General features: G+C 55.5%; 22 protein-coding genes. 8 read left to right on the forward strand and 14 right to left on the reverse strand.

Going from position 1 to position 24637, the window contains the following annotated elements; translation table 11 throughout:
- Positions 1 to 69: 69 nt before the first annotated feature.
- Positions 70 to 1446 carry a DUF58 domain-containing protein gene (locus WCK51_03655; protein MEI7575964.1) on the reverse strand — a complete coding sequence of 459 codons (1377 nt, stop codon included), beginning with the start codon at positions 1444 to 1446 and terminating at the stop codon, positions 70 to 72.
- Positions 1447 to 1465: 19 nt separating this feature from the next.
- On the opposite strand from WCK51_03655, the gene WCK51_03660 reads away from it, so the two are divergent.
- From WCK51_03660 to WCK51_03675, 4 genes are all read left to right on the forward strand, one after another.
- Positions 1466 to 2221 carry an RDD family protein gene (locus tag WCK51_03660; protein ID MEI7575965.1) on the forward strand — a complete coding sequence of 252 codons (756 nt, stop codon included), beginning with the start codon at positions 1466 to 1468 and terminating at the stop codon, positions 2219 to 2221.
- A 212-nt stretch (positions 2222 to 2433) separates the two neighbouring features.
- Positions 2434 to 3498, forward strand: coding sequence for a DNA replication and repair protein RecF (gene recF, locus WCK51_03665; GenBank protein ID MEI7575966.1), 1065 nt, complete (start codon positions 2434 to 2436; stop codon positions 3496 to 3498).
- On the forward strand, positions 3495 to 3908 hold the full coding sequence (locus WCK51_03670; protein ID MEI7575967.1) for a DUF721 domain-containing protein: 414 nt from the start codon (positions 3495 to 3497) through the stop codon (positions 3906 to 3908). Before recF ends, WCK51_03670 begins: the two co-directional genes overlap by 4 nt.
- Positions 3886 to 5196, forward strand: coding sequence for a ComEC/Rec2 family competence protein (locus tag WCK51_03675; GenBank protein MEI7575968.1), 1311 nt, complete (start codon positions 3886 to 3888; stop codon positions 5194 to 5196). The genes WCK51_03670 and WCK51_03675 overlap by 23 nt, the downstream gene beginning before the upstream one ends.
- Here the strand turns inward: WCK51_03675 and WCK51_03680 are convergent.
- A complete protein-coding gene (locus WCK51_03680) occupies positions 5170 to 7815 on the reverse strand; it encodes a valine--tRNA ligase (GenBank protein MEI7575969.1) in 2646 nt (881 codons plus the stop codon). The genes WCK51_03675 and WCK51_03680 overlap by 27 nt on opposite strands.
- A gap of 84 nt (positions 7816 to 7899) precedes the next feature.
- On the opposite strand from WCK51_03680, the gene WCK51_03685 reads away from it, so the two are divergent.
- Complete coding sequence (locus WCK51_03685) at positions 7900 to 8235, forward strand: hypothetical protein (protein MEI7575970.1); 336 nt, start codon at positions 7900 to 7902, stop codon at positions 8233 to 8235.
- Here WCK51_03685 and WCK51_03690 read toward each other — a convergent pair.
- The 5 genes from WCK51_03690 to WCK51_03710 all read right to left on the reverse strand — a co-directional run bounded on the left by WCK51_03690 (position 8205) and on the right by WCK51_03710 (position 12999).
- Positions 8205 to 8972: a phosphatidate cytidylyltransferase gene (locus tag WCK51_03690; GenBank protein MEI7575971.1), complete on the reverse strand. Its 768-nt coding sequence runs from the start codon at positions 8970 to 8972 to the stop codon at positions 8205 to 8207. The two genes, WCK51_03685 and WCK51_03690, sit on opposite strands and share 31 nt — an antisense overlap.
- Before the next feature lie 9 nt (positions 8973 to 8981).
- Positions 8982 to 9581 carry a LuxR C-terminal-related transcriptional regulator gene (locus WCK51_03695; GenBank protein MEI7575972.1) on the reverse strand — a complete coding sequence of 200 codons (600 nt, stop codon included), beginning with the start codon at positions 9579 to 9581 and terminating at the stop codon, positions 8982 to 8984.
- A 174-nt stretch (positions 9582 to 9755) separates the two neighbouring features.
- Entirely contained in the window at positions 9756 to 10880 is a 1125-nt protein-coding gene (locus WCK51_03700; GenBank protein ID MEI7575973.1) for a hypothetical protein, read from the reverse strand.
- Positions 10881 to 10899: 19 nt separating this feature from the next.
- The gene (locus tag WCK51_03705) at positions 10900 to 11682 is read right to left on the reverse strand and encodes a TIGR00282 family metallophosphoesterase (protein MEI7575974.1); all 783 of its coding nucleotides are present in this window, start codon (positions 11680 to 11682) and stop codon (positions 10900 to 10902) included.
- A 9-nt stretch (positions 11683 to 11691) separates the two neighbouring features.
- Positions 11692 to 12999 carry an APC family permease gene (locus WCK51_03710; GenBank protein ID MEI7575975.1) on the reverse strand — a complete coding sequence of 436 codons (1308 nt, stop codon included), beginning with the start codon at positions 12997 to 12999 and terminating at the stop codon, positions 11692 to 11694.
- Positions 13000 to 13075: 76 nt separating this feature from the next.
- On the opposite strand from WCK51_03710, the gene WCK51_03715 reads away from it, so the two are divergent.
- Positions 13076 to 14089, forward strand: coding sequence for a hypothetical protein (locus tag WCK51_03715; GenBank protein ID MEI7575976.1), 1014 nt, complete (start codon positions 13076 to 13078; stop codon positions 14087 to 14089).
- A gap of 53 nt (positions 14090 to 14142) precedes the next feature.
- On the opposite strand, the gene WCK51_03720 is transcribed toward WCK51_03715, so the two are convergent.
- Positions 14143 to 14346 carry a DUF433 domain-containing protein gene (locus WCK51_03720; GenBank protein ID MEI7575977.1) on the reverse strand — a complete coding sequence of 68 codons (204 nt, stop codon included), beginning with the start codon at positions 14344 to 14346 and terminating at the stop codon, positions 14143 to 14145.
- Positions 14347 to 14384: 38 nt separating this feature from the next.
- Here WCK51_03720 and priA point away from each other — a divergent pair, with 38 nt between their 5' ends.
- Together priA and WCK51_03730 are read left to right on the forward strand one after the other, a co-directional pair.
- Complete coding sequence (gene priA / locus WCK51_03725; GenBank protein MEI7575978.1) at positions 14385 to 16799, forward strand: primosomal protein N'; 2415 nt, start codon at positions 14385 to 14387, stop codon at positions 16797 to 16799.
- Positions 16800 to 16853: 54 nt separating this feature from the next.
- Entirely contained in the window at positions 16854 to 17825 is a 972-nt protein-coding gene (locus tag WCK51_03730; protein MEI7575979.1) for an endonuclease/exonuclease/phosphatase family protein, read from the forward strand.
- A 423-nt stretch (positions 17826 to 18248) separates the two neighbouring features.
- On the opposite strand, the gene WCK51_03735 is transcribed toward WCK51_03730, so the two are convergent.
- The 6 genes from WCK51_03735 to WCK51_03760 form a co-directional block, all read right to left on the reverse strand.
- Complete coding sequence (locus WCK51_03735) at positions 18249 to 19919, reverse strand: long-chain fatty acid--CoA ligase (protein ID MEI7575980.1); 1671 nt, start codon at positions 19917 to 19919, stop codon at positions 18249 to 18251.
- Positions 19920 to 19930: 11 nt separating this feature from the next.
- The gene (locus tag WCK51_03740) at positions 19931 to 20413 is read right to left on the reverse strand and encodes a hypothetical protein (GenBank protein ID MEI7575981.1); all 483 of its coding nucleotides are present in this window, start codon (positions 20411 to 20413) and stop codon (positions 19931 to 19933) included.
- Positions 20410 to 20745 carry a DUF6614 family protein gene (locus tag WCK51_03745; protein MEI7575982.1) on the reverse strand — a complete coding sequence of 112 codons (336 nt, stop codon included), beginning with the start codon at positions 20743 to 20745 and terminating at the stop codon, positions 20410 to 20412. Before WCK51_03745 ends, WCK51_03740 begins: the two co-directional genes overlap by 4 nt.
- A gap of 150 nt (positions 20746 to 20895) precedes the next feature.
- Positions 20896 to 23277, reverse strand: a complete 2382-nt coding sequence (locus WCK51_03750; GenBank protein MEI7575983.1) for an extracellular solute-binding protein — start codon at positions 23275 to 23277, stop codon at positions 20896 to 20898.
- Positions 23278 to 23344: 67 nt separating this feature from the next.
- A complete protein-coding gene (locus WCK51_03755; GenBank protein MEI7575984.1) occupies positions 23345 to 23980 on the reverse strand; it encodes a PEP-CTERM sorting domain-containing protein in 636 nt (211 codons plus the stop codon).
- Positions 23980 to 24564, reverse strand: coding sequence for a PEP-CTERM sorting domain-containing protein (locus tag WCK51_03760; protein MEI7575985.1), 585 nt, complete (start codon positions 24562 to 24564; stop codon positions 23980 to 23982). The genes WCK51_03755 and WCK51_03760 overlap by 1 nt, the downstream gene beginning before the upstream one ends.
- Between the last annotated feature and the right edge of the window lie 73 nt (positions 24565 to 24637).

Below are 24637 nucleotides of genomic sequence, written 5' to 3' on the forward strand. Positions count from 1 at the left end.
TGGCAACTGCCGTGCCATCCCGAACAACCTTAACCCAAAGCTACTACGAACACCAGCTTTTCTGAGCCGTTAGAGCCGACCCCTTGACTTTACATCAAGGTAGTAGGAAACCAAATCCTTCGCCAAATCCTGTGGCTCAGAGTCGAGCACGTTCAGATGGGCGGTTTGGAGAAGGGAAGCCGCTTGGCGTCGCTCGTCAGTCAAAAAGTGAGCCGAGGCGAATTTGAACAACTCATCCGGGTTCTCGGGTTCTTTGCGCAGGATCTCGCGGAATCGAGGATCGGCAATGTTGACGAGCAACGCAAGGTGACTGCGGGCCATCGTGCCAAAGCTCTGAACGACATCCCTTGCCATGTCCCGGTCTTCTAATCCGGTGAAATTCACCATCAGCGAGCGACGTTTGTGGCGGGCCGAAAGATAGCCAAAAGCTCGGACCGGGTCGCTCTCGACTGGCTCTGCGACCAGCCCGTACATTGCGTTCAAGATCACCCCGAGCTGGCGTTGCCCTTTCTTGGGTGGAACGTAGGTGATCACGTCGGCACCGTAAGCGAGGAAGCCAACATTGTCTCCGGCGGCAATCGCCGATTGAATCAGCATCAGGATTGCGTCGAGAACCAGATCAAGCTTACGAACCCCGCCGATTTCGGCCAGCATGTGGCGCCCACAATCGACGCAGATCATGACCGCCTGGTTGCGCTCAACTTCATACTGCCGAACGATGAGCTTTCCTCGGCGAGCGGTGGCACTCCAGTCCACTTTGCGGTAGTCATCGCCGTCGGCATACTCACGCAGAGACTCGAACTCAGTGCCCAGCCCGCGCATTTTCGAAATTCTCACGCCTACTTCGCGCAGCCGGCCCTGCTGGTTGAGCAAGGCGAATTCGCGAAGCGCGAGGATGTTGGGATACACCTTGACGTCTTGGCTGGTTTCGAGTTCGACCTGCTTTTGAACTAACCCCAACGGGCAGTCAAGCCTTAAAAAGGTGCCACGCAAGCTCTCCCTGCCCCTCTCAGGCGGAATCAATGTGTACTCAAAACCAAACTTGTGGCCGGGAGCGACTTTGAATTCCGCCTCATTGGATTCGCCGCTAAAGGTAGCCGGAACCTCCTCCCGTACGAGCCCAGAAATCGCGATCCCGCTCTCATTCTCCAGTTCGAAAAGAACCCGGTTCCGCGCCCGAACCGAAAGAACTGCATCCATCCTCCTCCGAATTCGAAGCCCTTCGACCGAAGCCCCAAATTGGTAGGTAAGAACCGCGACCGTACCCAGCAGGAGGTTGTATGCGTACAGCATCCAACCCATCCCGATGAGTGTTGAAACAACAATGATTGGCGCACCGGCAACGACGAACCACCAGAGCCGCCGCGTTGGCACCATCACGGCGCGAACCACTTTCGGTTCGAAGAACGCATCCGATTTTCCAAACTCGTTAGGTTCGCCGCTCATTCTCAGTACACTACACGTTGTGCCGCTGGAGACTGCCGTCCTCACACCGGAAAAGACCGTTCTAACTTACCGCCTCGCGGGGTTAGGTAGCCGCTGTTTGGCCAACTTCGTGGACATTATCATCCTGATTCTGGCGATTTATGCCTTGCTTACTTTCATCGGACTGATGGGCTTCTTCACAGGAGGGCTGTTCTCAGGGTTTGCGCTCGGGGTCACAATGTTTCTCGCCTCCATGGGACCGTTTGCCTACTTCATCTTTTGCGAAGGGCTGATGAACGGGGTGACCTTAGGGAAAAAAATGGCGGGGATTCGAGTTCGAATGCTCGATGGGACGCCGGTCACGTTTGCGGCGGCGACCGCTCGCAACATCTTGCGAGTAGCTGATTTTCTTCCTGGCGCATATTTCATCGGGATTGTGTCCATGTTCGTCAACCCTCGGCTTCAGCGAGTAGGCGATCTGGTTGCGGGAACAATCGTGGTCCACGAGAACCGCGTTCAGGAGGCGTTCTCTGTTGCCCCACACCGAGTCGGAATCCACCCCTTAGAGCACACCGTAGGCGAGCTTCGCAACATGACCGACGGTCAGTACTACGTTCTTCGGCGCTACTGTGACCGGTTCCCCGAGTTGCCAAGAGACGTTCAGGATCATCTGACGGACACAGTGTGGGTTCCAATGGCCAAAAACCTCAGCGTTCCGTTGGACGCCAACATCCATCCGCTTTACTTGGCAGAAGCGGTGGTCATGAAGTACGGACGAGCCCGAGGAATGCTCTAAATGGAGTGTTGTCAACCTATGTGGATTGTGATGTGGAAAGATTGGACAACCCTTGATTCTGGGGAGAAGAGCATGTTTCGAACAGAGTTCAACCCGTGTTTTCCACACGCGATTTCAGGTGTGATTACACTGGATAATCCACAAATCCACACTGCTAATAAGAGTAATAACTCTTTCTCTAAAAGGATTCTTTTTTAAGAGAGGGATGTGGATTGGTTACGCATCTTCGTCTCTCGAACTTCCGGAACTTTGAGTCCTTGGATCAATCTCTGGGGCGAGGCTTCACGATTCTGGCGGGGGAGAATGCTCAGGGGAAGACTTCTTTCCTGGAAGCTCTGTACTGGCTCTCGACCGCTCGGCTGCTTCGAGGGCAGCGCGATGGCGAGGCTGTGCGGCACGGAGCCGCGGGTTGTACCGCCGAGGCGACCCTAGAGGGGGGAACGACAGTTGCGGGCGCGCTAGAGGTCGGAGCGAGGAAGAAGTTCTTTCTGAATGGGGCATCGCTGCCCCGGGCTGCCGACGTGATGGGGCGAATCCCGACGGTTTGTATCTCGATGTTTGATCTCGCGATTGTTCAGGGGGATCCTTCTGATCGAAGACTGTTCTTGGATATGGAGCTTTCGGCTTTGTATCCGGCTTACCTGCGGCACTTTGCTGCCTACAAGCGGGCGTTGGAACAGCGGAATGCCTTGCTGAAAATGGCCCAAGAACGTTCGGTTGATCCTCTGGCTTTTGAAGGTTGGGAAGAACAGCTGGAGGCTCACGGAGCGGAGATTCGGCGATTTCGGGAATCGTATGTTGCGTCTTTGTCGTCGCTATCTGCTTTGGTTCATCAAGAGATGGCGTCTCGAGAGGAGGTTTTGTCGTTGCGATACTTCAATCGAGATTCTGGAGCTTCATTGGGGGCTTCTCGACATTTAGATATCGCTCGGGGTTCGACCCAGGTGGGGCCACACCGGGATGATATGGAGGTTTTGATAGATGCAACAGAGGCGCGATTGTTTGGTTCGCAGGGTCAGCAGCGAACGGCAGTTATTTCGCTCAAACTCGCGACGATGGAGGCTTGGAAGGATTTGCTGGGCGTTGCCCCGTTATTGCTTTTGGATGACATGCTCTCCGATCTTGATCCCGTTCGTCGCTCGCGTTTGTGCGGTGTGGTCGCCTCAAGGGCCTCGCAGGCGGTTCTGACCTGTACAGAGGCTTCGGCTGCCGGAGCGGAGATTTTGGACGTCGCAGAGGTTCTGACGGTGCAAAATGGAACGGTGAGGCGCGGATGAGGAAGTTTGACCGAATTCTGAGTGATGCGGTGTTGCAGCCGGAAGCGCTCCGCGCAGCTCGGGCTCTGGGGATCTTGCGCCGATGGGAAACCGTGGTTGGCGCGGCAATGGCGGAGAGGTCTTGGCCGGATAGGTACGACCACGGAAAGGTGTTTGTTGCGGTGACGGGTTCTGCATGGGCGCAGGAGCTTCGGATGCAGAAGGAGACGCTTCTGGCTCGGTTGCGGGAAATGGCAGGCGATGAGGCTCTGTTTGTCGATCTGCGATTCGGGGTTCGGCCGTTGCGGCGTTCGTTCGAGTTCGCAGTAGTTGAGGAAGCTGTTGACGATTCGCTTAGTGGACTCTCGATTCGTGAGATCGCCGAGAGACGGATGAAGAAGTGGCAAGATGATTCGGCAGATCACGGCTAGGCCCTTCGTTTGCCTGCTGATCGGAGTTCTGATCGGACTGAATCTGCCATTTGCCCCTTGGATCTTTGCACTAGGAGTAGTGATTGCTACTCTGTATCGATTTCGATGGCTGGCTTGGCTCTCATTTGGCTTGGTGGCCTCTGGAGTGTTCTTGCTCTGGCAGTCCCAAGTGTCCGTTTCTCCGGGACCGTTCGATGGCTCTGTCCGCTTGACCGGGTTTGCTGAGTACCGCCAGGGACAGACGCAGGTCCCTTTTCGGGGCGGGGTGTTGAAGTTGCCCGGGCAGGTTGCAGTAGCGGCGGGGGAACTCTGGACTGTTTCCGGAACGGTCACCGAGGCGAAGAGCGGAGTGTTGCGCGCTATTTCTTATAAGCGTTCAGTCAGTTCTCCATTGTCCTTCATCGGGTCCTTTCGAGTCTGGGCAATTGATCGGATCAATCTGCTTTATGGAGAGCGCGACGGACCGTGGGTGAATGCACTCACCTTCAACTTTGCCTCGGAGTTGGAGAAGGGGGACAAAGCCGCTTTGGTGCAAAGTGGGACTTACCACTTGGTCAGCGCTAGTGGCTTGCACGTTTGGGTTCTGGCACTGTTTGCTCATTTCCTATTAGTTTCGGTTGGAGTGAAGCGGCATTGGCAGATCGCTCTCATCGCATGTTTACTCCTCGGATACTGCTTGCTTACGGGTTTTCATCCCCCCACGGTTCGGTCCTCGCTAATGTGGCTGGTTACGTCGTGTGCCTACCTTGTAAAGCGATCGCCGGATGGATTGTCAGCGATTAGCCTTGCCGGCGTGTTATGGCTAGCTGTGGCTCCGCAAGATGTGTTTTCGCCCTCGTTCCAACTTTCTTATGTTGTAACGGCTGCGCTGACGATCTGGTTTGATCGACGGCGCGAGTTCGCCGAATGGTGGAGGGGTCTGGAAGTGTCCTGCGTTGCTAGCTTTGCAGCTGAGCCACTTGGAGCTTGGTGGTTCGGACGAATTGTCCTCATCGGACCAGTCACCAACATCTTGGTCGAGCTGGCTTCCTCGGTGGTTGTCGTGCTCGGATTCGTATCCGTGATTCCGTTTGTTGGTGAGCTCGTTGTGCTGTTCTGCCGTCCGTTGCTTTGGTGGATGCAATGGATTACGGCGCTTACGGCGCAGTTTCCTTCGATCGTGCTAGCTCCACGGGGGTTTTCGCCGATGCTTCTGGTCGGGTACTACTGCTTGCTTCTGATGGTGCTTTGGGGCCGACCGTGGCGGTCAGCCCCAAAATCTTCAGCTTCGAAGAAGCTCGAGCCTTGATTTGAGCTTCTCGATTCTTGATTGCAGATCGACCAGTGCGGCGCGATCTCGCTCAATGATTTCCGGATTCGCTTTTTCTACGAACTGCGGATTGCCGAGTCGTCCACTTAGTCCTCCAGCTTCTTTCTCAGATTTAAGCAGATCTCGTTCCGTGGCGGCCGTGACCTTTTCGAGATCAATCAGCCCATCGACCACAATGTGGAAGTCAACCCCGCCCGCTGTCGTTGAGACATGTCGCTCCACTGGTTTGCCCTCGGTGAGCTTAAGAACCCAAGCCTGTGATGCCACGATGCCAGCCGACTCTCCCAGGTCGCCCTCGTAGAACACCTCGGGAACCTTCTCAAGCGGCTTTAGGTCGAGTTCAGCTCGGAGTGCCCGGAGCGCCCGGGTCGCCGCGAAGACACCTTCGATAGCTGCTTCAGCTGATTCGTCAACCAAAGAGGAATCAATGGTCGGCCAAGAGGCTGACATCAGGAAGTTTGTCTTGGATTCGAGCGGGAGGTGGCTATACAGTTCTTCGGTGATGAAGGGCATCACCGGGTGCAGCAGCTTTAGGAATGCCTCAAAGACGGTCAGCAGCACCCACTGAGGAGTCTGGGCTGTTTCCGGGTTTTGGAGTCGAGACTTCGAAATTTCCAGATACCAGTCGCAGACCTCGCTCCAGAAGAAGCGATACATCGCCTGGCAAGCCGCCTGGATGTCGTATTTCTCGTAGCCCGCTTGTACTTCATCAATCGTCTTGCTCAGCCTTGTAAGCAGCCATCGGTCGACGGTTTGGAACTCAGTAGGCTGTGCCGGAACTGACTCGATGTTCATCAACACGAACCGAGTCGCATTCCAGATCTTGTTGCAGAAGTTTCGGGCATCCTCAGTCTTCTTGTCGCTGTAACGAAGGTCCTGATTCTCTCCGGTCTGGCTCAAGAGGGTCCATCGGAGTGCGTCGGCACCCAGGGTGTCGATAACGGTCATCGGGTCGATTCCCGTTCCAAGCGACTTGGACATTCGCCGCCCATCCTCACGAAGTACCGTCGCGTAGATCATGACGTCCGAGAACGGCTTGGCGCCGACAAGGTCGTAGCCCATCATCATCATTCGGGCGACCCAGAGGTTGATGATGTTGCGGTCGGTAACAAGCGCGCTCGTCGGATAGAACTGCTTCAGATCCTCGGTCTGTTCGGGCCAGCCGAGCGTGACGAAGGGCCACATCCCAGAGCTGAACCAAGTGTCGAGAACATCGTCATCTTGCTTGACAATCTTCTTGTCACCGGCCTGGGCTTGCGCTTCTTCCCAGGTGAGAGCGACGAAGCACTCTCCTTCTTCAGTGTAGAACGCCGGGACGCGGTGTCCCCACCAGAGTTGGCGACTGATGTTCCAATCCCTGATCGAATCCATCCATGCGAGGAAGATGTCTTTGAACCGTTCGGGGTGGAACTTGACTTCGTCTTGTTCGACTGCCTCAATGACGGGCTTCGCAAGCTCGGTTTGCCTCGCGAACCATTGCTCGCTTAAGAGTGGCTCAATAACTTCGCCGGAGCGATCTGAAACGATAATGGGGATGTCGTGAGGTTCGATTTCGACGAGAAGGCCAGCTTCTTCTAGATCGGCAATGATGAGCTTTCTTGCTTCGTAGCGATCGAGACCTTCGTATTTAGCGATCTTCTCAACGATCTCTGCAGCTTCGCTCTCTCGCGACCAATCGGCGTTGATCTCCGCGGAGAGATTGAGAATTACGGGCATCTGCAAAGAGTGCCGGGCACCGACTTCGAAGTCATTGGGATCGTGAGCAGGGGTGATCTTGACTGCTCCGGTTCCGAACTCTGGGTCCGGATACAGGTCAGCGACGAGCGGAATCTCTCGGTTGACGAGAGGCACTCGGAGGGTCTTCCCGATCTTGCCTTCGTATCGCTTGTCTGAGGGGTGAACGGCGACGGCGATGTCGCCGAGAAGGGTCTCCGGTCTGGTGGTAGCAATCACAACTTCGCCACTGCCATCTGTGAACTCGTAGCGGATGTGATAGAGGTTGCCTTTACGGGTCTCGCGGAAAGTCTCGATGTCCGAAACACTCGTCTTGAGCTTTGGATCCCAGTTGACCACTCTCTTGCCTCGGTAGACGAATCCCTTGTTGTACCAATCGATGAAGACTTTGAGGACTGCATCAGCGTACTTCTCATCGAGCGTGAATTTGGAGCGCGACCAATCGAAGGCGCAGCCGAGGGCACGGAACTGGTTGAGGATCGTATCGCCAGATTCCTTTCGCCATTCCCAAACGCGCTCTGTGAACTTCTCTCGACCGATCTGAGCTCCGCTCGATCCTTCCTTTCGGAGCTGCTTTTCGACGACGCTCTGGGTGGCAATTCCGGCATGGTCTTGCCCTGGCAGGATCAGAACACTCTTACCAAGGAGTCGCTGATAGCGACCGAAGAGATCTTGAAGCGGGTAGCAGAGGGCGTGGCCCAGGTGGAGCGACCCGGTAATATTGGGTGGAGGAATGGTGACGCAGTAGTTGCCACCTTTCGCATCAGCGGATGGCTTAAAAAGTCCGGCCGCATCCCATGCGGCGTACCATTTGCCTTCAATCGGAGCGGCGTCATAGCGCGGGGGAAAGTTCGATATGTCCATGTAATAACCTCGCTTCCATGTCTTGGAGTGAGGGTTATAGGATACCAAAACTCAAGTGTTTCACGTTAAAATGTTCTATGTAACATGAACGATTTTGATCGAGGGTTTCTGCTGGGCTTCTTTTGCGGCCAGGGAAGTTTTGGTGGTGATGGAAAGCAGGGGCATATCATCCTGCGGATGCACGCGGTTCATCTTCCTTTGATGGAGCGGCTCCGTGATCTCTTGGCTGGTAGCAAGATCAACGGACCGTATACGAACGGGGTGAAGCTCTACTATCAGTGGTCGCTAAGGGGTCCCGGACTGGAGACCCTGGTGGCATCTCGTCTGCTTGAGGATTTGAAGGAGTTTGATCCGGACTCCTATCTCCGGTATCGCGCAATGGTAGATCGTTACTTCAAGAAGCTCGATAAGATCCAGTAGCTGAAGGGGGCGGTCATCAGAAGTGAGTCAAGTCGGTCGAAGACTCCGCCGTGGCCGGGGAGCAGGTTTCCGCTGTCTTTGACTCCGGCCTGGCGTTTCAGATAGCTTTCGAAGAGGTCGCCAAGTTGGCCAATGACCCCGCACGAGACTCCGAGCAGGAGCATCTTGTCTATTGGGTACTTGAGGAAGTAGCCAAGGGCAGCCGCGGCTCCGACGGCGGCGAGGAGGTTGGCAATGGAGCCTTCCCAGGTTTTGTTGGGCGAGATGGAGGGGGCGAGTTTGTGCTTGCCGAAGGCTTTACCGGCAAAGATGGCAGCGGTATCTCCGGCCCAAATGGGTATTGCAGCAGTGAGGATTGCTGGGAATGCAGATGGAACGCCTATCAACCCTAGTAGCCCGATGCTGGCTCCCGCGAGAAACCAGCCAGAAGAGAACAACCGTCCTGAATCAAGCTTGCGACAGGGAGTCAATGTGCAACCGATCGTCCCAGTGCATAAGAACAAAACTGCGAAGAGAAAGGGTGGATCGTGGAGGTTTCGAGCTCCGACGAGGTACCAAATACAACTCACTACTGCGAGCAGTACGGGAGATGTTTGAAGCAGTTGTGCTAGCTCGTAAGCAATGCTTAACACGGCTAGTCCAACGAGCAGGTATCTCCCTACCCCCGTCGGGTCTAAAAAAAGAACCCCCACCACGATGGCAAAAAGCACCAGCGCAGTGAGGATCCTTTCTTTCACGAACTCAGTTTAGTCGACTGGCTGCTCGACTTCAGCGTTCAGGAGCTTGAGGGCGACCTGGGTGCGGTTCTCGCACTGAAGCTTTCGCATGATGACCGAAACGAGGTTTTTGACGCTCTGCTCTCGCAGGCCAGAAACTTCGCTGATGCGACGGTTGGAATAACCCTTAGAGACGAATTCTGCGACTTCGTATTCGCGGTGGGTGAGCCGATTGCCGCGTCGGTAAGGTCGCTTACCTTCTCGAACCATCATTCGAGCTGGAAGCTTTTCTTGCACGCCAGCAAGTGCATCGAGAAGTGCATCACCGCCGGCATCACGGGCTACCATCACGTCAACAATACTCTTGTCGAAACCAGCCGGGAGCTTGTCGCCGATGACGACAACGACGAACTCTCCGAATGCTTTAGCACCTTGAAGGAACTGTGCGTCTTCGGACCCGAGTCCAGATGCTTCGAGAAGCATCACTTGGGCCTGAGCAGCTTTGGAGCTACTAATAAGGGCTCGGGCGGTTGATTCTCGGGCGACGACACTATAAGTGCCTTTCCGCTCGAGCATGCCAGCAAGGGCGTCCAGAAGGAGCCTTTCTTTAGAACAAATTGCAATTCTCATATTCTCACCTCGTCCAAGTTCTCTCTCGGAATATTCATTCCAAACTCGCAACGAATGACTTGATGATATGTTTACTCGAAAAAGCCACAAAATGTGATACAGTTTCGCGTTTTTTAGTTAGAACTTGGGACAAAAGCCTCCTTGCAGTCCGCAAGAAGGCTCATGGAACTTAAATTATCGAACCTTGACTTTGATCTGAGTAGAGTACGGCTCCTTAAGTCCGTAAGCATCACTGATCGTCAACGTTACGATAAAGACTCCATCTTTCCGAACTGAAGAGGGGTTGGTCTGATCGTCGCTCGCAATACGGTACTTGTACCGGACGCTTTGACCTTCTGCATCAACTTGGATACCGTCGGCGTCGTCAAAGTCCCAAGTGTATTTGAGAACGCTACTGCCGCCGAATCCGTTTGCGGAGTAGATGTTTGTTGCATTGCGCTCAGTCTGCAAAGTTCGGAACGTTGGCTCACCTCTGATCGGGGTTTTATCGTTTAGGACACGGACGTCGCCGATGTAGAACGCAGTTGAAACATCGCCAGCAAAGCTGATGCTCTGCACAACTTTATTGGTGTCTTGAAGGCCGCGAATGGCCTGCAAAGGAACGCTGGCCTGCTTCCAACCCCGGTCGTTCGAACTGCTTGTGGCAGCCGGAAGAATGGCCTCGCTTCGCTTGCCGTCAGTTGTTGTGACGATGATCCGAATAGACTTGAGGGTCGATGCCGCGGTAGCAGCACCGCCAGGTCCGCCAAATCCACCCGGTCCCCCGAGCCCGCCAGGAGGCCCTCCACGGCCGCCCTGACCACCCTGACCACCGCGACCGCCCTGGCCTCCAGGGATACCAAACCCTCCTGTCTGCTGACCACCGAATGGAGCGTCTGAACCTTGGCCGTAGTCGCCGTCATCGCCCTGTCCCATGGGAGCTTCCTCACCATCGCCGACGCCTCCTCCTTTACCGCCGCCCTTGCCGCCGCCGGACGGTCCACCCATCGGCCCGCTACCTGTAGCTGAGTCGAGCGATTTGTAGGTGAGGCGCAGCAGATTGTACTTATCCGAGAAGCTCGCCGACAAGTCAATCTTCTTTCCGAACAGCAGCGTCCCGCCCTGGTAGAAATTTTTGGTCGTGACACGAATCGACTTGCTCCCCTCGTAGGCAGTATCGTCGGTCTCGGTGCAGATTCCTCCGCCCCACGACTTGACCGAGATGCTTTGCTCCGAGAGCGGAACGCCCGGTCGGTACAGAATCGATGTTCCGTCGCCTTGTACGGCGGCCATCATGGATGCGGCGAGAAGTGTAATCACAATAGTTCTCCAGATATTCTTAGTCTCTAATTTGGATGCGCTCGATGCTCGTGGCGCGACCCGTATCAGTTCTGACGTTTATCGCTACCCCAGAGATTACACCAGGTTCGTTAGCAACCTCGAATTTTTCTGGCAGTCCGGTGCGAAAGCGACGAAGAATAATATCACGATCCATGCCCAAAACGGAATTCCTTGGGCCACACATTCCTACATCTGTGATGTAAGCGGTCCCTCCGGCCAGAATCGTTTCATCGGCGGTTTGAACGTGGGTATGGGTTCCAACGACTGCAGTCGCCCGGCCCTCGCAGTGGTAACCCATCGCAATTTTCTCGCTCGTCACCTCGGCGTGAAAGTCCAGAAAAATGTGGGGAGTCTGCAAATCTTTGGTCAACTCTTCAAACGCATAAAACGGATCGTTGTACGCCGGATCCATCTGTACACGCCCGCTGAGGTTGATCACTGCCAGCTGGGTCCCCTCCTTTTGAATCTGGATCATGCCCCGACCTGGAATGCCAACCGCCATGTTCTGGGGCCGGATAATCGGCTTTCCAGAGTCCAGATACGGCGCAATCTCTCGCTTGTTAAAGGTGTGATTCCCAAGCGTGATCGCGTCCGCCCCCAGCGAGAAGAACTCCTCGGCGATCTTGTCCGTAATCCCCAACCCACCCGCACTGTTCTCGCCGTTGATGATGATGAAACGAGGCAAGTACTTCGCCTTCAAGGCCGGAAGGTGCTCCCGCACCGCGTCACGGCCGGGCTTACCTACGACGTCACCTAGAAAGAGGATCGTGTAGGTGTACATGTCGCTCAATTATGGCAGAGCGGGCTTGCGTCGAAGTTTGTAAACAAACACTCCGCTCGCGATCGCCATCGCGGTCGGAACTTGCTTCTTCCATCCTTCTTCGGCGAAGTTGTTCCATGCAAGCAAACCAATCAAAACCGCCGGACCAACCGCCAGTAAGGCGCAAACCCATGCTCCGCCGGGAATTCGAAAAGGTCTCGCAAGCTCCGGCTCACGACGACGCAAAACGTACAGCGCCACGAACTCCAGCATCACCGAGAGTCCATACAGAATCGCATTGACTGTGATCAGCTCGCTAAAGCTGAACCACGCCAAACACGTATATAGCCCCGCGCAGAGAACGATGGACCGCACCGGGGTCCCCATCCGCACGCTCGTATGCCCTAGCCAAGAGGTCAGGTACCCATCCCGAGCCAAAACCGCGGGAATGCGAGAAGAAGCGAGCATCTGGGACACAAACATAGCGCTTGCGCTGCTCAAGCCCCCCAACAGAACTAAGGTTCCCACCCAAGGCCCGGCTGCCCGGGCGGCGATCGCCGGCCAACTCCCGTCGGTCCACTGTTCGGCGTTCGGGGATGAAGGCAACGCCAGAATCGTCGGCACAAAGTAGACCATCGTCACAAATGGAATCGCCAGCCAAAGGGCCCTAGGAATGGATCGCTGCGGCTGATGAATATCCCCTGAGACGGTGCTCAGGTTGTCCCAACCCAGGTAGTTCCACATCACCGTCGCCAGACCTACCGAGAGCGTTCCTGAATCCGCCTTGATGGGTTGCAAAACCAACGGATGAAAGCCGCTTCGCAAGCACATCAGCCCAAACGGCAAGACGATCAAAAACGTAAAGAGCGTCGCCGCCATGCCAACCTCGCGCACCCCACGAATGTTGATGTAGGTGATGACCAAGATGTGCAGAACCGCGATCATGGAGGTGAGCCACTTGGCGTCCAGGCCATGCAGCCCAAAAATCGAGATCATCGATTGAGATAAGTAGCTGGCGAACAGGAGCGGATACAAAGCCGCGTCCACGATGCTGTACAGAAACGATAGCCACGCACACTGGAACCCTGCAAACGGCCCCAACGCCCGCCTCACCCAAACGTAGTAACCGCCTTCCTCAGGGATCGCCGTACCGAGCTCGGCCGTCATCAAAGCCACCGGCCAGGCCCAGACCACTGGGATCAAAAGGATCAGGATCAGCCCCAGCGTCGGCCCCATCGAGCCAATCACCGGCTCCAGCCCATAAGGACCCCCGCTCACCAAGCAGAACATCGCCATCGCGAGGGGCAGCGTCCGCAGTTTCGCGGGCGAGGTTTTCATCCGAAGCTACGATTATCCCAGAATCTTGAGAGATCCTGACGAGCCCGAACTCAGAGAAGCGTGATACGATAATTCTGTGGCGTTCGTTCTCCAGCTCATCGGCGCAATCGTGGTCTCGTTTTTCATCCTATTAGGGGTGGGTGCGCTCTACTTGTTCTTCAAACTAAGAAAGCTGAAAGGTCAGATCACGAATATGGCGACCCACATGGGCGGTCTAGCCGTGCCCGTCTCCATCGAACTCCTACCCGAAGACTCACCCAACTGGTTCAACGCCAAGCAGGTCGAAACCTGGACCGCCATAGTCAAGAACCAGGGCTTCATGCACGCCGGAGACTTCCGACTCGCGATGCAGCAGGGCTCACTGGCGCGGGGTTTTGTCCACGCCAACGGAGAATCTATGGCCGCAATCTGCGAGTTCGGTAACGGTCAGTGTTGGCTCGATTACGTCCAATTCGCCGCGGATGAGTTCACCCTCACCGCTACAAACGTCGTCACCCCGGTTGCTGCCGCCGATCCGCCCTGGAAAACCAGCATTCGAGCACCGAAAGAATCACCCGAGAACCTTTACAAGCAGTTCTGCGAAGCTGCTCTCGCGAACCCAAAACGATTCACCACCGCAGACTTCAAGCACGAATTCGAAGAGAGCTTTCGACGGGTGATGGAGTGGCAGTACACCAGCGGTACAATCACTACCGACCACCTTGATCAACTTTCGGAGCTAACTGGGCTCACGATTGACCCTCAAACCCAAGAATTCCTCCGCCAACAGGGAATCCATAACGAAGAAGAGGATCAACAGCAAACTTTGATCAATCGCTACCTCGAAGAGAGCGGCATCCTCGCCTCCGATTGGGAGAAGATCGAAGATGATGTCGTTGTGGTAACCGATTCAATGTCCCCGGAGGACGTAGTCTCGCTGATTGAATACCATCGTGATATCGACGACATCGAAGAAATCTCCGAGCGCCTGCAAGGCAAATCCGGAACCGAGCTCTTTTGGGCTATCCTCCAAACCATCGGTCAGATCGACCAAGTGAAGATCATTTACTACCTAAAGGATTCAGTGGGACAAGTGATTCAGTTCCTCTGAAGGAGCTGCCGTCACTATCCCCGAATCCGAATAAAAGTTCCTGGCGCCGCAACTTATTTGGAGATCGCTGGAGCTGAGGCACCTAAAACAGCTTTGATCATCTCCTCAGAAACACTTGGAAAGCCCGATCGGAAGCCGTCGAGATTGTCATCATCAAGGTAGTTGAACAGGAGCTGAACCGGAACCCGAGTTCCCCGAAAGCACAGTTCTCCGGACATCACTTGCGGATTCTTTTCAACTGCGAGGCGAAGCTCCATACTCTCATTATCCAACACAATACGCCAAACTCTATCCTATGAGCGCGCAAATCCAGGTCGTTGATGTCGCGCTCGATCCTCGAGCCGGTGGCTCCGACGCGATCTACTCCTACCTCCCCATCCCCGGGCTCCAACCCGGCGATGCTGTTCTTGTCCCGCTCGGCAATCGCCAGCTCATGGGTTACGCCATCGGAGTCCGAAAAACCGCCGAAGAAGACCTCGGCTTTGATCCCAAACACCTCCGCCCCGTCAGCGGAATCGTGGACGGCCTCCGAATCCCCGCACCAATCCTCAAAACCGTCCACCACGTCGCAACGGAATACCTCTGCCCCGTCCCTGCTGCCCTCACGGTAGCCACCCCACCGGGAGTCAAGGATCGACTCCTACCCGTCTGGCTGCGAACTCAGGAACCGACCCCTATCGAACTGAAACCGCTCGATAGGGAAGTCTTGAGAACTCTGGAAGACCAAGGCGGTGAACTCGAAGTCAAGCCCACCGAAACCGGCACCACTAAAGCCCTAAAAAACCTCCAAAAGCTCGGCCTGGTGCAACAAACCCTCCGCCTAAAACCCCCGGCGAACCGCAAGAAGCAAGAGGGAACCTTCCGCCTGGTCCCCGATCAGGCAAAGGTCGAGAGCTTCCTCCACAACGAAGGCAGGAAGAAACCCGCCCAGGCCATCGTACTGATGCAGATGCAACAGACCGACGGCACCGCACTTTCCAGCGCAGAAATCAGGGCCATGGCGGGCGTCACCGAGACGACGATCAAGGCTCTCATCACCGCAAAACTCCTCCAGGAAGTCGACGAAGATCATCCCGCCCCCGCAAAAACTCCACCGACCCCGAACCCCCACCAACACCTCGCGATTGAGGCGATCACGAGTGCGGTTCACGAGCACCGCCCTCAGCCCTTCCTCCTTTATGGAGTCACGGGAAGCGGAAAAACCGAAGTCTTCCTCCGCGCCGCCGCCAAGGCCCTCAGTGACGGTCGTCAGGTCCTCTACCTCGTCCCCGAAATCGCCCTCGCCGCCCAAGCCATCGCCCAACTGAGAGACCGCTTCGGAGCCAGGGTCGCCATCATGCACTCCGAGCTCACGCCCGTCGAGCGTCTTGCCAACTGGCAACGCATCCGCAGCGGCGAAGCGAGCATCGTCCTCGGGCCACGCTCCGCCCTGTTCGCCCCACTCAACAACGTCGGTCTCATCATCATCGACGAGGAGCACGAGGGTGGTTACAAGCAAGAACAATCACCCCGCTACCACGCCCGCGACGTCGCTCGGTTTCTATCGCAGCAGCATAGCTGTCCCCTCGTCCTGGGTTCAGCAACTCCTTCGTTGGAAAGCTTCTTCGAAGCTGAGTCAAACGAAAATGCCGCGGATGAATCAAAGTTAACGCTTTTAACGCTTCCCGTCCGGGCCGCATCGGCCCAGCTTCCCAAGGTCTATATCGACGACCTCACGCAGGTGTACAAACGCGGGGTGCCCAGCATGTTTGGCGAGCTCCTTACGGAGAAACTTCACCAAACAATTGATGCCGGAAACCAGGCGATTCTCTTCCTCAACCGCCGAGCCTATGCCCCGTTCCTGATGTGCCGCGACTGTGGGCACCAATGGACTTGCCCCGAGTGCGCCGTTTCGCTCAGCTACCACCGTGGGATCAACAAGATCAAGTGCCACCACTGCGGATACCAGGAATCCGCTCCACTAGATTGTCCAAAGTGTGCAGGGCTCAAGATCAAGCCGTTCGGCGTTGGAACCGAAAAGGTCGAAGAGTCTGTCCGTGAACATTTCCCCGATGCCCGCGTCGCCCGTCTCGACCGAGATATCGCCCAAAAGAAGGGGGCACTCGAAGAAGTCATCGCGAACTTCCGCGCCGGGGAGACCAACGTCCTTGTCGGCACCCAGCTGGTCGCGAAGGGTCTGGACTTCCCTGATGTCACCCTAGTGGGAGTGATTGCCGCCGATGTCTCGCTCAACCTCCCTGACTTCCGGTCCTCCGAGCGCACCTTCCAGCTTCTCAGCCAGGTAGCAGGTCGAGCCGGTCGAGGAACCAAAGCCGGCGAGGTCGTCATCCAAACCTTCAACCCAGAAGCTCAGGCTATCCTGAGCGCGCAGAATCACGACTTCCTGGCCTTCTACCAAGCCTGCAAGACGGAGCGGATCCAAGCAGACTACCCGCCCTTCTGCCGCCTCGTCAACATCGTCTTCTCTGGCGAATCCCGCCCCGCCGTCCTTTCTCTCTGTGCTCGAGCCTTGGCTCATCTACAAAAAGTCGAAGGGCTGTCCATCCTCGGCCCTGCCGATTGTCCGCTTGAGCGGCTCAACGGCAAGTGGCGAAGACACCTCTTGATCAAGCATGAGTGTCATCTAGCTGAGATCGGTGCAGCGCTGGATGGGCTGGAAGAGAAGGGTGTGACTTTGACGATTGACGTCGACGCCTACTCTTTGATGTAGGCACCCTGGGTGACGCGGGGAACCACAGACTACTGAGGATGGTTAGATCAAAGAGTGAAGAAACGGCGAAACCAGATTCTGCTCGCCGTTTACTTGCTGGTCATCGCGATCATCCGCTTCGGCTTCGGACCTCGGTCCGAGATGAATTGGTTCACGTACGAGATGGTGCATAACGGCATCCTCTTCTTTGTGCCCCTGGGCATCTTACTCGTCCTCATCGGTTTATGGAAACGTAAGTTTCTTCCGTTCGCTTTTGTTATCTTGTTGGCCAACTGGCTCGTCTTCGCCGACCCAATTCTCCGCCTTCCGAAGCCCCGACTCGCGTCTCACGACTTGCGCCTTATCTCCTATAACATCGCCCACGGCTGGATCGATATTGAGGGAGTTCGGAAGGTCCTGAGAGACTCTAATGCGGACATCATTTGCCTCCAAGAGGCGGCTACCGATCCCAAGGAGATTGAAGCTTCGGCCAAAGTTCTTGCCGAGAAGTTGGGTTACAATTTCTGGGTGCAGGAATCGCACAACGCAATTCTGAGTCGGTTCCCCGTTCGCTTGGAGAACGTGATCGACGTTCCCACTAAGTGGCCGAACAAGAAGTTTCCGGAGGTCGTGATCTCGACTCCGAAGGGAGACGTAAGAGTCATTTCTGTTCACTTCGAACCCAGCTGGATCGCCGGCTGGCCGCCAGATCTCTCGAACTGGAAGTCGGTTCTGAGTAAAGTGGTGAACGACCGCCGCGCGCAGGCCGAGATGGTACTTGCAAGAGTTCGGCAGTCGAGCGAACCGGTGATCGTCGCCGGCGACTTCAATGGCCCGCCCTATACGGAGATTCCTTCCCGGTTCCGCTCCGAAATGACCGACTCCTTCGCCGCCGACGGCTCAGGATGCGGGATGACGCTGCTGCCGAAATTGCCCTACCAGCGGATTGATTTTGCCTTTGTGCGCGGACTGAAGCCGATGTTCGCCGAAGTCATCAACTCGAACGCGAGCGACCACCGACCGGTGCTGTTTGAGTTCAACTTCTGACTTCCTGTGCCGATCCCGACAAAGTGCTCAAACAAAACTCGGCTAACATGAGGGGGCCATAAATCACGAATCCAATGGGCCCGAAAAGGTGCAACGTCAATCGGCTCAGAAACAGCTCCATGGATCGTTCCCGACTTGGTGGGAGACTTAACTGCTCCGGAATGTAACGATCACGAAGATCAGCGAAAGAAGTCGTCATCGCGTACCAATGGAGAGATCGAGTTTTTGGCACGTTATCTGGCTGGTCCGCCCTTCGATGCCACAAATCCAATGCATTGCTGACTAAGGACCCAAAGGACAAAGCGAAAAAGACATCGCCAAAGTTCCAACGGTAGGTGAAGAAACTGAGTACGGTTAATGCCAACCAGTAGAGAGTTTCGTTCCTGGTTAGCAAGAATCCACGCGACCGACTAGACACTGACATCACCCCAAACTAGCGATAATCTCCGCGTACTTCTCCTTCACAACCTTTCGCTTAATGCTCAGCTTTGGAGTCAAGAATCCGTTATCGATGGTAAACACGTCGTCCAGAACCGCGAACTTCTTGACCATCTCAAAGTGGGCGATCCGCTTGTTGACCTTATCCAACTCCTTCTTGAACAGCGCCCGAACGGCATCGTTCGAAGCCATCAAATCGCCCTCGGCCAGCCCAAGCTCGGCCCGAACAGCCTCCTTGTTCGGGAGCAACAAGGCGATACAATGATCCATTCCATCGCCCAAAACCACAACTTCCGACACAAAGCGCGACTCGCGAATCCGGTTCTCTATCGGGAGCGGAGCGATGTTCTTCCCGTTCCCCAGAACCAGAATGTCTTTCTTGCGATCAGTGATCTTCAAAGCCGCACCCTCCATCTCTCCGATATCGCCGGTTTTGAACCAACCATCGGCGTCTAAAGCTTCGGCAGTAGCCTCAGGAAGGTTGTAGTACCCCTTCATCACCGTCGGCCCCCGGAAAAGGATCTCCCCATCTTCGGCAAGTTTTAGCTCCACCCCAAGCGGCTCACCAACCGTCCAATACTTGTTGCGTGTGCGGTGATTCACGCACGATCCGCCAGTGGTTTCGGTCAGGCCGTAGCCCTGTAGAATGTCCACTCCGACCGCCAAATAGAACTCCGCCACGTGCTTTGGCAGGGCAGCTCCGCCCGAGATGACGGTCCGCAATCGGCCGCCCAACCTCTCCCGAATTTTCGCCCCAACTAAGCCATCCAGCAGGCCGTGTAGCGGAGCAAACCCGCCTTGCGCCTTCTTTACGCCCTGGGACAAGAAGAGGTGGAAGAGCTTCTGGCGCAAGGGCGGAGCTTTTTTCACGCTATCGACAACTCGATCCATAAACGCCTCCAGGAACCGAGGAACCGCCGCCATCGCCGTCGGCTGAATCGCCTGGAAGTCGTTCGCCATCGAAGCTAGGTTCTTGTTCATGCCGATGCACCCACCGCCGTGCCACACCAAACACGTCGCAATCTGCTCGAAAACGTGCGATAGCGGCAGAAAATCGAACAAAACGGTCTTCTCGTCAAACTCAAGATAAGGGCCCGCATGCTTGTTGACGGTCAGAAACGCCTCGTGCGTCAACATCGCCCCTTTCGGTTGACCAGTGGTGCCGCTGGTGTAGATAAAGATGCAAACCTCAGTCGGGTCGGCTGCATCCATCGCCGCATTCCAAGCCGCTTCATCCAAAGCACCCGCGGGCAATGGCTCACGCAGTAATTCCACCCTCAGCCCTTCAATCGGAGCCAGTTTCGCGGCGTGATCCGCCGAGGCACACAGGGCGACCTTTGCGCCCGAATCCCGAGCGATGTACTCAGCCTGGTCGGCAGGAAGTGTCGGATAGATCGGAACGGTGACCAATCCGAGCGACTGCGCCGCATAGTGGGCGTAGAGCCATTCGCCGCAGTTCTCGCTGAGAATGACGAGTCGGTCGCCCTTCTCAAGCCCCATTCCGGCCAAAGAAGTTGCGAACGACTGAACTTGTGCCCAGACCTGCGAAAAGGTCAGGGTCTCAAACGCTTTTCCTGACGGCAGCATCAGGGCGGGTCGATCCGGGTATTGCCGCGCCACCTCGCGCAGCATGTGCCCAAGCGAGCGGTATTGCATGCGCCTTTACTTTATTCTTTTTTGAACGAGTGTGTCCCGGTTAGGAAGGCAATTGTCATTTCTGGCGCAATGAATTCGTTGGCGGCTTTGTTGATATTGAAGGTCAGTTTCTGCTGATACGCCTTGGTCAGCTCGTCCGACGGAACGTATTTCCGGTTGGGATTAGGACCGTCGTCGTATTCGTCCTTGACTTCAACCTTTTTCGGGCTCAGGATGATCTGATTACCCTTGTAAACCCATTCGCCTTTGATGTCAACCTGCTGCTGCTCGCCTTCCAGGTGCATCTGGTACGCCTTTTTGTCGAGCAAAATTCGCACATAGCCAGTCAGGGTGTGACGGCGTTGGTCGTCGGAGGTGTTCGGCCCTGTGCCAACGTTGGAGACGGTGAACTTTCCGACCCACATTCCCAGGAAAGGACGGGTTTTCTGATCGGCTGAAATACAGCCTTGGAGCGTTAAAGCCGCCGCAGTAGCAAGAAATGCGATTCGCCTCAACGAACCCTCACCTCGTCCGGAAACGACCTGTAAAGCGCCGACTTGAAGTTCACCACTCTACTAAATACGTTCGCATGCAAGGATTCAATCTCACCGCTTCGTGTCGCGGCGTGGTGGAATGCCTGATCGAGCTGATCCAGGGTTTTTGTCTGAATACGCACATGAAACTCGCCGAGCCCTTCTGGAGAGAAGCCAAACTTGCGCCGCTCAAGGGTGAAGCTTTCAAGCAGCCCTTGAGACTTAAGCGACCCCAGGAAGGCGTCGACGGCGTCGCAGAACGCAAGGTCTTCGCGACTATCGCGCAGGTCAACCCAGATGGCGTAAGTGTTCATTCGGTGCCTCAGAGAGCGTACCTGTCTGGCTTTTGGAGTGCGCGGTACCAGCCGCGCTTTGTCCTTGCTAACTCTGACCAACTTCGGTCTTCGACTTCGACTCACGACCGATCGAAAGCAAAAGCGCGAATGACTTCGCGCACTCCAAAATCAGGCCTTTGCCGTCTGGAAGCGCATCTTCAGCAACGTCCGAATCTGGATCAACGTAAACCCAACCAAAATCGAGCCCATCACCCACGCCGCCGCCGTCGCGTAGCCGAACTTGAGATACATGAACGCATTCTGCCAAACCTCAAGTCCAATCGTCCGAGTCGAGTTCAGGGGTCCGCCTTGGGTCAAAACGAAGATATTCTCCATCGCCTTGAAGCCGGCGATGAACACTCCCAATAGGTTGATTAAGATCAACGGTTTTAATCCAGGCAACGTGATAAACCGAATCTTCTGAACCCAGCTCGCCCCGTCCAAATCCGCCGCTTCGTACCCCTCGGGCTGAATGTTCTTAAGTGCCGCCAAATACAAAATCGAGCCTGGCCCTGCCCCCGCCCAGATTCCCGGAAGGACAACGGCAAACATCGCCAACGCGGGATCGCCCAGCCAATCGAACGCGGTCGGCCACGGCTGGTGACCGATCTGAGCAAAGACAGGATTGATCACGCCCTCAATCACTGGCTTCAACAATGTGTTGAGTAGCCCGGTCGGAGACTTATCGTAAAGCTGACGCCAAACGAACGCGATCACAATCGATGAGGTCATCGCGGGCAGATAGAAAACCGTCCGGAAAAACACCTTAAACCGAGGAATCTCATTGAGCGCCAGAGCCAGGAAGATGGGCATCAGGAACCCAATCGACACCGCCAAGAACACATAAACAAATGAGTTCCACAGCGACTGGTAGAAGAGCGGCTGAGTGAAAACACCGATAAAGTTGTCCAGCCCAACCCATCGTGCGCCGCGCTGGATTCCGTAATCCTGAAACGCAATCACCAGCCCGCGGAGAAGCGGATAGTAGTGCCAAGTCGTGATCGTAGCGACCGCGGGGAACAAACAAACCGTCATGAAACGACGCATCTTTGCCCGGTTCGTTCCAGCGGGAATCCGCTCCACAAAGGTGTCCGGAGTGTCCTTCGCCTTCTTGAAAAGATAAGCCACTAGCCCGGTCACAAACACTCCGAGCGTGACCAAAATCCCAAGCGCCCAGCCGCGCTGACGAGCCAAAACCTCCGGCGGAGTGTAGCCAAGCAACTTCTCATCCATTTCGCTCGCCGCCGCCGCCAGAATCTTTTCCGTAGGCTCCGTTGGGTTCAAACGTGCCCGGTCGAGCATGTTATCCAGCACGGAATACACCTGCTGACAGTTCTTGCCATACGGCTCCGGATGGCCCGTTTTGAATAGTTCCTCGTTTGCCCGCACGTACGATTCGTCGACTTGCGCCAGGTACTCCGTGTAGCCAAATCGCTTCAAAAAGAGCGGGTTCACCAGGTTGCCCATCCCCATCTCGACGCACTTGTCGGTGTTGATCTTCGCGGCATCATCACCGGCGAAGAATTTGATGAACTTCCAGCAGGCCTCGAGCTTCTTCGGGTCGGTCACTCGCGAGGAAATCGCCCACATTCCGGCATTGATTTCGTTTGCATATCCCGCCGGTCCCGCCGGAACTTGCGCCATACCAACCACGCTCGGCGAAAGGTCGCTGGACTGGATGAGAACATCGTTCGAGTAGTTCAGCCACATCGCGGTCTTGCCAGTGCGGATGTCATCAGTGAGGTTCTTTGAGATCGCAGCGGGGGCGTCTTTCCCAACAAGCATTCGGCGGAAGAACTCGACTGATTTCGCGGCTTCCGGAGTGTTGATTGCCGACTTCCAACGGGTTCCTTCCTGCTTGACCGCTTCGCCGCCCGCGGCGTAGATGAAGTTCGACCACTGGTAGCCGGGAGGCGAAGAAATCATGAAGCCGCTGCGACCTTTCGATGGGTTGCTCAGCTTCTTTGCGTACTCATAGAACTCGTTCCAGTCCTTTGGCGGTCTCTGGGGGTCTAGGCCGGCTTCTTTGAACAGATCCTTTCGGTAGTACAGCGCAACGGCGACCTGGAAGAACGGGACCGCGTAAACCTTGCCATCGTAGCTCGTTAGAACGCCTTTGACCGTCGGATTACACCGCTCCATTACCTGCGGATCTTTAGCGATTAGGTCGTCCAACGGACGGCAGAAGCCTTGCTCCAAGAACGTGTAGTACTGCCTGAAATTGACGTAAAAAACATCCGGCGCCGAGTCGCCCGCCATCGACATGAGGAACATCGAATCGTCAAGATTCCCACCTGTGAAGCTCAGCCCTCCGGCATTCACGACCCGCATACCTGGGTTAGCTCGGTGAAACTCTTCGAAGGTCTTCCGCTTGATCTGCGCTGAAGTTGAAGTGGATTCCTTCGGAGGAATGCCGTACGGCCCTGACATCATCCGGATCGTCAATTCTTCTTGGCACATCGCAACTGCTGCTACAAGCAAACAGAGCAGACAAAGAAGGCGACGTTGCATTACTACCAATATCCTAGCGCAAAAACGCCCCGGCATCGATGCCGAGGCGAACCTGAAGTCGCAAGTCTTACTTGCGGCGACGTCGAATCAAGGCAGCGGCACCGAGTCCGAGCACCGCCATCGAGGCAGGCTCAGGAACCGGGGTGTAATTCTGCGTGATCGAAGTGATCTGGACCTCAACGCCTTGGCTAGTGTTGAGCAAAAGGTTGTCCTTTTGGCTCAGCCCAGTCGTCATCGGGGAGCTGAACATCGTCGTTGCGCTGAGGCTGAATGGAACCCATTGTGTCCCAACAACTTCGCTGAAGTTGAACACTGGGTTGCTACTTCCCATGCCGCCTCCGCCGCTATTCAGCGTGTTCTCGGTGAGTGACGCCGTAAAGGTCGCGGTACCAGTTCCGACGAGCTGACGAACAAAACCACTCATCGTCTGAGTCACCTGGGAGTAAGGAGCACTCGCGGGAGAATTGGCTGTTGTCTGGGTCGTGTCAAAGGTGTGCCACCAAGTGATGTCAAGCCACTTTCCACTTTGGACGGTCGCTCCGGTCAGATTGGCCGAATAACTATCTCCATTCGTAACAAATACTGGACTAAGCGAAGGACTGTTCCCATCGCTATCGAACGTTGTGAAAACCGTAGTGTTGAATAGCGACGCCTGTGAAGCCGCCGCGACCGAGATTCCCAGAAACACGAGAGTTCGCTTCATTACTTTGCTCCTTTACGTCTTACCAGCATAGCACCAAGACCTGAAGCCAAGACAACGATGGACACCGGTTCTGGAACTGGAGACTGGTGGTAGTTCGCGTTGTAAGTCGAGACTTTAGCGATGCCACCCGTACCGTTCAGATCGATGGTGGTCTTAACTGGGCTCCACTGCGATGGCGCGCTGGTGAAGCTGTAAGAAAAGGTTGGGAAAGTTGAGCCAGCTGGGTAGTTGATGCTTGGGGCTGTCTCGTTGGTCGCTCCAAAGAAGCTAGTTGAGATGCCGACGTTTGCGGAACCTGAGGCGATGCCGTTGCCAGCATTTTGGCTAACTGAGGAAAGGTAGAAACCGGGATCGGCGAACACCGAATACTCGAGCAACATGGACTTATTGGTACCGACCGCTACTCCGTTGGGAAGAGCGAAGGCCAAAGTTGTGCCAACCTGCTGTACAGAGATTCCGTTCGCACCTGCTGGGCCACCGACTGTGTAGCTGTTGCCATCAACAGTGACTGTAGGACCAAAAGTGATCGCCAGGGATTGTCCTGCCGTTCCGAGAATGAGCAACGAAGCTCCAAAACATTTCATATTCATCGTAAGCCAACCAAGGCATAGAGAACCATCGTGTACTCTCAAGCCATATATCAGTATAAGTTGGATT

The sequence above is a fragment of the Armatimonadota bacterium genome (assembly GCA_037138755.1).
Classification (GTDB): domain Bacteria; phylum Armatimonadota; class Fimbriimonadia; order Fimbriimonadales; family Fimbriimonadaceae; genus Fimbriimonas.

What these genes read in the sequence shown, in the direction of transcription:
- WCK51_03675 (MEI7575968.1), top strand. Translation starts at nt 3,886, where the DNA reads ATGATTCGGCAGATCACGGCTAGGCCCTTCGTTTGCCTGCTGATCGGA.
- WCK51_03655 (MEI7575964.1), bottom strand. Translation starts at nt 1,446, where the DNA reads ATGAGCGGCGAACCTAACGAGTTTGGAAAATCGGATGCGTTCTTCGAA.
- WCK51_03750 (MEI7575983.1), bottom strand. Translation starts at nt 23,277, where the DNA reads ATGCAACGTCGCCTTCTTTGTCTGCTCTGTTTGCTTGTAGCAGCAGTT.
- WCK51_03680 (MEI7575969.1), bottom strand. Translation starts at nt 7,815, where the DNA reads ATGGACATATCGAACTTTCCCCCGCGCTATGACGCCGCTCCGATTGAA.
- WCK51_03705 (MEI7575974.1), bottom strand. Translation starts at nt 11,682, where the DNA reads ATGTACACCTACACGATCCTCTTTCTAGGTGACGTCGTAGGTAAGCCC.
- WCK51_03735 (MEI7575980.1), bottom strand. Translation starts at nt 19,919, where the DNA reads ATGCAATACCGCTCGCTTGGGCACATGCTGCGCGAGGTGGCGCGGCAA.
- WCK51_03760 (MEI7575985.1), bottom strand. Translation starts at nt 24,564, where the DNA reads ATGAAATGTTTTGGAGCTTCGTTGCTCATTCTCGGAACGGCAGGACAA.
- WCK51_03670 (MEI7575967.1), top strand. Translation starts at nt 3,495, where the DNA reads ATGAGGAAGTTTGACCGAATTCTGAGTGATGCGGTGTTGCAGCCGGAA.
- WCK51_03695 (MEI7575972.1), bottom strand. Translation starts at nt 9,581, where the DNA reads ATGAGAATTGCAATTTGTTCTAAAGAAAGGCTCCTTCTGGACGCCCTT.
- WCK51_03745 (MEI7575982.1), bottom strand. Translation starts at nt 20,745, where the DNA reads ATGAACACTTACGCCATCTGGGTTGACCTGCGCGATAGTCGCGAAGAC.
- WCK51_03685 (MEI7575970.1), top strand. Translation starts at nt 7,900, where the DNA reads ATGAACGATTTTGATCGAGGGTTTCTGCTGGGCTTCTTTTGCGGCCAG.
- WCK51_03755 (MEI7575984.1), bottom strand. Translation starts at nt 23,980, where the DNA reads ATGAAGCGAACTCTCGTGTTTCTGGGAATCTCGGTCGCGGCGGCTTCA.
- WCK51_03710 (MEI7575975.1), bottom strand. Translation starts at nt 12,999, where the DNA reads ATGAAAACCTCGCCCGCGAAACTGCGGACGCTGCCCCTCGCGATGGCG.
- priA (MEI7575978.1), top strand. Translation starts at nt 14,385, where the DNA reads ATGAGCGCGCAAATCCAGGTCGTTGATGTCGCGCTCGATCCTCGAGCC.
- WCK51_03720 (MEI7575977.1), bottom strand. Translation starts at nt 14,346, where the DNA reads ATGGAGCTTCGCCTCGCAGTTGAAAAGAATCCGCAAGTGATGTCCGGA.